Genomic DNA, 6844 nt, shown 5'->3' with positions numbered 1-6844 from the left:
ATCCAAGTGTCGCAGTGGGCGTTCGCTCTTATGCCTACTTAAGCGCGCTGCTGATTTCGGCATACTCGCTCGACAAATTCGTGCCGAGGGCCGACACAGCGCCGATGATGAAGACCGCGATCAGCGCACAGATAAGCGCATATTCCATCGCCGTCGCGCCGGATTGGTCGCTGACGAAAGATTTGAGAAAGGTGCTCATTGCCGAACTCTCGCAAGGAAGGTTGAGGACTTGCGCTGAGCGTCTTCAGCGTTCCGCCGCGCGCGACGACCAATCTCTTTGGCGATGCGCAGCGCCTTCTGAAGGCGGCATCGACAATTGTAGACATCGCGCAACCCGACGCCGATGCGGTTGGCGGCGGGTTGACGCGATCGAAGGATTCGACGACGAACGCTGGCTATTTGAGCGCTGCGCCCACTTCGGCGAACTCGCTCGACAAGTTCGTGCCGAGGGCCGCTAGCGCGCCGATGAGGAAGACGGCGATCAGCGACGCGATAAGCGCGTATTCGATGGCGGTCGCACCAGACTCGTTGGCCACGAAAGACTTGAGGGACTCGATCATTGCCTTGCTCCTGCTCCAAAAGAACATGCAGCCCGGCGCGTTGACTTCGCCGCTCGGAATAATGGCAATCTGGGCAGAGGCCCTTGCGGTCAGGTTAAATCGACCGTTTGGAATTGGAACGACGGCTGCTACCCGTCCGATTGGTAAAGACCGCCTAAACCGAGATTCTCTAGATGCAGCCGCTGGTGAGGCCGAGATTGCGGTCGCTGGCATCTTACGAGATCGACCGTCGCTGTGGGTTGCGGATGCGCTTTTGAGTCGCATTCGACCATATCGCGCGTCGGCTTTGGCGCGGGCGCCACTCACTGGACGCGATGTAGCGCCCGAGAGTGACGTTCCGCGTTATCGTGTAAAGCGGCTCAACACGCTGACCCCTCTCCTGAGACCCAACGCCTATTTACAGCCTGATGCCGGCGTTGCCGCCATTGGTCAAGTTTTCGCGCCCCCGCGGACGGCTCTTTATTGCATTTTATCAAAGAAAGGAGTCGAAGTTCTTCGCGCCTTGTCGAAGATCAATGGTCGCAGACATGAACGCGCCTAGCTTGCGCCCGTCGAACGGGCGCTGGTCCGTTCGGCGGACGCCGCCAGCGACGCGACGTGAAGGCCTGGAGGAAACTTGCTCGGGGAGGAGTCATGCGCTCTGACAATCCCGTCGCCACCGCTGTCGAGCGGTACAATTCAGACCCGCTCAATCTGGTGCAGATCGTGCACGATGCGCAGGCCGCGCTGGGCTGGCTTTCGCGCGAGACCCAGGGCGAAATCGCGGAGCGGTTGAAGATCCCCGTCAACCGCGTCGAAAGCGTGGTAACGTTCTACTCCTTTTTCTATGACAAGCCCCGCGGCGCCTATCGGCTGCTGATCTCCGACAACATAACCGACAGGATGCAGGGCAATCAGGCGCTGCTCGAACGTCTGCTCGTCCATTTTAGCATCAATCGCGGCGAGGTGTCCGCCGACGGCCTGGTCAGCGTCGACCTCACCTCCTGCACGGGCATGTGCGACCAAGGACCGGCCATGCTGGTCAACAACGTCGCTGTGCCGCGTCTCAGCGAAGCGCGAATCGACGCGATCGCCAACCTGATCGAGGCGCGCGCGCCGCTCGACCACTGGCCGGCCGAGTTTTTCCGCGTCGAGGACAATGTCCGGCGCCAAGGCCCGTTGCTGCAAGCGCCGATGACGCCCGGCCGTGCGATCGACGCGGCGATCGCCATCGGCCGCGAGGGGCTTCTCAACGAAATGAAGCGCTCCAACTTACGCGGGCGCGGCGGCGCGGGTTTCACCACTGGACTCAAATGGGAAGCCGCCCGCAACGCCCCTGGCGCCGAACGTTACATCGTTTGCAACGCCGACGAAGGCGAGCCTGGAGCGTTCAAGGATCGCGTGTTGCTGAGTTCACATGCCAGCCGAGTCTTCGAGGGAATGTCGATCGCCGCTTATGCGGTCGGGGCGACCCGCGGCTTCCTCTATTTGCGTGGCGAATATGAGTATCTGAAGTCGCGGCTGGACGCTGAGCTCGAGCGCATGCGGTTGGTGCGGCGACTCGGACCTGCCATCCGCGGCTGCGCCGGGTTCGACTTCGACGTCGAAATCCACGTCGGCGCCGGCGCCTACGTCTGCGGCGAGGAAACGGCGCTTCTGGAATCGCTTGCGGGCAAGCCAGGACGCCCGCGCGTCCGTCCGCCGTACCCGGTTACCCACGGCTATCTCGGCCGACCGACGGTGGTCAACAACGTCGAGACGCTCTGCCAGGCGACCGAAGTCGCCATTCACGGCGGCGCAGCGTTCGCAGGGCAAGGGACCAAGAATTCGACCGGCTCGAAGCTTCTCTCCGTTTCCGGAGATTGCGAACAGCCGGGTGTTTACGAGTATTCCTTCGGCGTGCCGATCGCGCAGGTGCTGGAAGACGCCGGCGCGGCGCGCGACGCCGCGGCGGTGCAGATCGGCGGTCCGTCCGGGGTACTGATGACTCCCGACCAGTTTACCCGCCGCATCGCATTCGAAGACGTGCCGACCTCGGGCTCCTTCATGATTTTCAGCGGCCAGCGCGACATGTTCGAGGTTGCGCGCAATTTCGTGCATTTCTTCGCCCACGAGAGTTGCGGCTTCTGCACGCCCTGCCGAGTCGGCACTTCGCTGCAACGCGAAATGGTCGAAAAGATCGCCGAGGGGCGGGGCACGCGCTACGAAATCAATGAATTGATGCGGGTTCGCGGATTGATGCGACGCATGAGCCACTGCGGCCTCGGCCAAATGGCCGGCAACGCGATCTCCGACTGCTGGAGCAAGTTCCGCCCGACCTTCGAGCGGCGCTTGCTGGCGACGGAGTTCGCGCCAGCGATGGATCTCGACGCCGCCCTGGCTCCCGCGCGTGTGGTCATGGGGCGCGACGACGCGGGCGCGCACTTGAAGGAGGAGGTCTGAGCGGATGGAAAACTACTTCACCATCGACGAGCAGCCAATCCCCTTTACTCCCGGGCAGACCATCCTCGAGGCGTGCAAATCGGCGGGAATTTATATCCCGCATTTGTGCCATCATCCGGAGTTTACTCCGCACGGCAGTTGCAAGCTCTGCGCGGTGATCGTCAACGGCCGCACCGTTTCAGCCTGCACGATCATGGCGTCGACTGGGCAAGAGCTCGTGGTCGAGACGCCCGAGCTCAATGCGATGCGTCGGGCGATGTTGCAGATGCTCTTCGTCGAAGGGAACCACTTCTGCCCGGGCTGCGAGAAGAGCGGCAATTGCCGGCTGCAAGCGCTCGGGTACGAATTTGAAATGACGACGCCACATTTCATCGAGTTCTATCCCGTGCGGGACGTCGACGCTTCGCATCCGGACGCCATCATCGACCGCAACCGGTGCATCAAGTGCGAACTGTGCGTGCGAGCGAGTCGCGACGTCGATCACAAGGAGGTGTTCGGGCTCGGCGGGCGCGGGTTCGACACCAGGCTGATCGTCAATTCGCCCGGTGGGAAACTGGTCGACAGCACATTCGCGATCACCGACCGAGCGGCGCACGTCTGCCCCGTCGGCGCGATCCTGATCAAGCATGTCGGGTTCGTCGAACCGATCGGAGCGCGCAAGTACGACCGCGAGCTGATCAGCGCGGAAGACGAGTCTTGAATCATCTGGGAGAGCTGTGATGTATGGCGTCAACCCGTCCAAAACTCCGGTGAAGGTCAGGTTGGCGACGACTTCGCTCGCCGGCTGCTTCGGCTGTCATATGTCGCTGCTCGACATCGACGAGCGGCTGCTGGAGCTTGCTGAGATCGCCGAATTCGACCGCACGCCGCTGACCGACATCAAGCATTGCAGCCGGTGCGACATCGCGCTGATCGAAGGCGGGGTGTGCAACGCGGAGAACATACAAGTGCTGCGCGAAATGCGGGCCAACGCCAAGATCCTGGTCGCGGTCGGAGCCTGCGCTATCAACGGCGGCCTGCCAGCGATGCGCAATAGCCTCGCCATCGGCGACGTCCTGCACAAGGTCTACGGCGACCCCGAGCGCGAGGGGACGGGCGTGCCAAATGACCCCGAACTGCCGCTGCCGCTCGACAAGGTCTATCCGATTAATGAAGTGGTGCGAGTCGACTATTTCCTGCCCGGCTGCCCGCCCTCCGGCGACGCCATCTGGAAATATCTCACCGCGCTCATTCTCGGACACATGCCGCGGCTTGAGCCGATGGCCATGAACTACGACTGAGCGGAGGGCGAGATGAGCAATTTAGAAACCGCCCAAGACCCGCAGACGCTGCGCCGCGTCGCGATCGAGCCGGTGACCCGTGTCGAAGGCCACGGCAAGGTGACGATCCTGCTCGACCAAGACGACCACGTCCATCAGGTGCGCTTGCACATCGTCGAGTTTCGCGGCTTCGAGGCGTTCATCGAGGGGCGACCATACACGGAAGTGCCGGTGACGGTGCAGCGGCTTTGCGGCATCTGCCCGGTCAGCCACCACCTTGCGGCGGCCAAAGCGATGGATGTCGTCGCCGGCTACGGCCCGCTCGCCCCAACGGCCGAGAAGCTGCGCAGGCTCCTCCACTGCGGACAGATCGTCCAGTCGCATGCGCTGCACTTCTTCTATCTCGCCTCGCCCGATCTACTGCTCGGTTTCGAGAGCGAGGTCGCCAAGCGCAACATCGTCGGTGTGGCCGCCGCATTCCCCGATCTCGCCAAGCAGGGCATCCTGACCCGCAAGTTCGGGCAGGAAGTGATCCGCCACATCGTCGGCAAGCGCATTCACGGCACCGGCTGCATTCCAGGCGGGATGAACAAGGCGCTGACGGCCGCCGAACGCGACCTTCTGCGCATCGACGTCGACCAGATCGTCGCCTGGAGTCGCGAAGCGATCGGACTGGCGCGGCGCCTGCATGAGACCCAGCCGGAATTCTACGACCGCTTCGGCGAATCCCGCGCCAACATGATGGGGCTGGTCGACGCCAACGGAGGGCTCGACTTCTATCATGGCGGCCTGCGCGCCAAGGACGCGGACGGAAAGACGATTTTCGACCACGCCGACACCTCGACGTATCGCAACCTCCTAGGCGAGCAAACCAAGCCATGGAGCTATATGAAGTTCCCGTATATCCGCTCGCTGGGGGCGGAAAACGGCTGGTATCGCGTCGGCCCATTGGCACGTGTGCAGATCGCCGACTTTCTGCCCTCGCCCCAGGCCGAAGAGGAGCGCAAGACGTTCCGCGCCGCCGGCGGCGGTAAACCTGTCCACGGGGCGCTGCTCACCCACTGGGCGCGGCTGATCGAGATGTTGTGCGCGGCCGAGCTCTTGCGCGATCTTCTCGACGATCCCGACATCGTCGGAACGGACCTGATGGCTGACAAGGGCCCGATGCGCGAAGAAGGCATCGGCGTGATCGAGGCCCCGCGCGGCACGCTGATCCACCATTACCGCGTCGCCGACGACGACCTCGTCAGCTTCTGCAACCTGATCGTCTCGACGACCAACAACAACCAGGCGATGAACGAAGCGATCCGCTCGGTCGCAACGCAGTTTCTCGACGGGCGCGAATTGACCGAAGGGCTGCTCAACCACATCGAAGTCGCGCTTCGCGCCTATGATCCGTGTCTGTCGTGCGCGACCCATGCGCTCGGCGACATGCCTCTCGAAGTCGAACTCGTCGACGCGAATGGCGCGTTGGTCTCGCGGGTGCGCAAAGGCTGACCAGCGGCGCTCCGCCGCCGGCGGCGAGGCGCTCGTCGGGCGCCTCGGGACGTGAAGGAGAGACGACTATGACGACGATGGTCAAAAGATGCGAAGCGATGATGGTTCCGCTTAGAGACTGGCAAGAGGGCTGGCTCAAGATGGAAGTCGCCACGCTGTCCCACCATCCCGAATACCCCCTCATGCACGACCAGGAGAAGCGGTCGAAAGAGCTTCCGGTCACGCGCGAGGAGATGATCGCCTACATCACGGCGAAGACGGAGGAACGATCGTAACGATCGGCGAGTGGAAGAGTGTGGCGCTCGGAATGATGGGTTTCAGACCATTCATGACTTGGCGCTGATGGTTGAATGCGAGCGGGCCGGGCGCGAGGCCAGCCGCCCAGTGGCGGCGAGCGATCGTCGTTCGGTCAAGGTCCCAAGCCGGAACAAGGGGTCACGAGGTCGGCGAGAAGATTGTGGGCCGCAAACGCCACATTGCGGTCGAGCGCGGTTGCGCCGCCGATTGTCGGTCTCTTCATGACGACGAAGCCGGCGCGCTCGAGATGGTCGACAAGGCGCTTGGCTACGATCCGCGCCATGATCTCAGCGGCGTCATGTTTCCTCTTTCTGCCATCGGACCGGAGCGCGAACGCCAGGGCGTCGGCGAGGTCTTCGGGCGTCGCGGGCTTGAGGCGATCGGGCGTGTCGGACACGCGTGAGGCTAGCGCGGCGGCGAGAACAAGACAAGAACAACGGAGATAGTCTCACGCTAGGTTCCCGCGTCGAAAAGGCCAGACGTCACGACGCGCGTCGGACAACGACAACCCTCTGCCTGACACTTTCACGAGCATGGTTCAATGACACGTCTGCTTTGGAGAGGCCCGGCGATCTCGCCCAATGACCGCCATCGGCGCAAAGCGGAAGTGATTGGCCGAGAGGAGAATGGCGGCTTCGGGCGATGGAAACGCCGAAGCCGACATCACCCCCGCATTGGGTCGAGGCGGGTGGGGACTTCTTCGTCGATTGGTCCGCCAAGCCGTGCGGCAACAATAGTATGTATTCTCAAATTGCTAACCACGAAACCCGGTTCGACGAGTGTTCGCCTCAGGTTCATTGGTCATTAGCG

8 protein-coding genes are annotated in these 6844 nt (G+C 62.7%); 6 read left to right on the top strand and 2 right to left on the bottom strand.

Annotation, left to right across the window (positions count from 1 at the left end; all coding sequences use genetic code 11):
* Positions 1-34 precede the first annotated feature (34 nt).
* Together ABSF49_RS19475 and ABSF49_RS19470 are read right to left on the bottom strand one after the other, a co-directional pair.
* Positions 35-199: a Flp family type IVb pilin gene (locus ABSF49_RS19475; protein WP_424114295.1), complete on the bottom strand. Its 165-nt coding sequence runs from the start codon at positions 197-199 to the stop codon at positions 35-37.
* Between the two features lie 196 nt (positions 200-395).
* Positions 396-560 carry a Flp family type IVb pilin gene (locus ABSF49_RS19470; protein ID WP_424114294.1) on the bottom strand — a complete coding sequence of 55 codons (165 nt, stop codon included), beginning with the start codon at positions 558-560 and terminating at the stop codon, positions 396-398.
* A 633-nt stretch (positions 561-1193) separates the two neighbouring features.
* Here ABSF49_RS19470 and ABSF49_RS19465 point away from each other — a divergent pair.
* From ABSF49_RS19465 to ABSF49_RS19440, 6 genes are all read left to right on the top strand, one after another.
* Complete coding sequence (locus tag ABSF49_RS19465) at positions 1194-2981, top strand: NAD(P)H-dependent oxidoreductase subunit E (RefSeq protein ID WP_424114293.1); 1788 nt, start codon at positions 1194-1196, stop codon at positions 2979-2981.
* A 4-nt stretch (positions 2982-2985) separates the two neighbouring features.
* Entirely contained in the window at positions 2986-3681 is a 696-nt protein-coding gene (locus tag ABSF49_RS19460) for a 2Fe-2S iron-sulfur cluster-binding protein (protein ID WP_424114292.1), read from the top strand.
* Positions 3682-3700: 19 nt separating this feature from the next.
* Positions 3701-4261: an NADH-quinone oxidoreductase subunit B family protein gene (locus tag ABSF49_RS19455; protein WP_424114291.1), complete on the top strand. Its 561-nt coding sequence runs from the start codon at positions 3701-3703 to the stop codon at positions 4259-4261.
* A gap of 12 nt (positions 4262-4273) precedes the next feature.
* Positions 4274-5737 carry a Ni/Fe hydrogenase subunit alpha gene (locus ABSF49_RS19450; protein WP_424114290.1) on the top strand — a complete coding sequence of 488 codons (1464 nt, stop codon included), beginning with the start codon at positions 4274-4276 and terminating at the stop codon, positions 5735-5737.
* Between the two features lie 68 nt (positions 5738-5805).
* Positions 5806-6012: a hypothetical protein gene (locus ABSF49_RS19445; protein ID WP_424114289.1), complete on the top strand. Its 207-nt coding sequence runs from the start codon at positions 5806-5808 to the stop codon at positions 6010-6012.
* Positions 6013-6281: 269 nt separating this feature from the next.
* A complete protein-coding gene (locus tag ABSF49_RS19440) occupies positions 6282-6437 on the top strand; it encodes a hypothetical protein (RefSeq protein ID WP_424114288.1) in 156 nt (51 codons plus the stop codon).
* Positions 6438-6844: the final 407 nt, after the last annotated feature.

It is taken from the genome of Roseiarcus sp. (assembly GCF_049514155.1).
GTDB lineage: Bacteria > Pseudomonadota > Alphaproteobacteria > Rhizobiales > Beijerinckiaceae > Roseiarcus.
The sequence above is the reverse complement of the archived record's forward strand: the minus strand, read 5'-3'. Positions and strand labels throughout refer to the sequence as shown.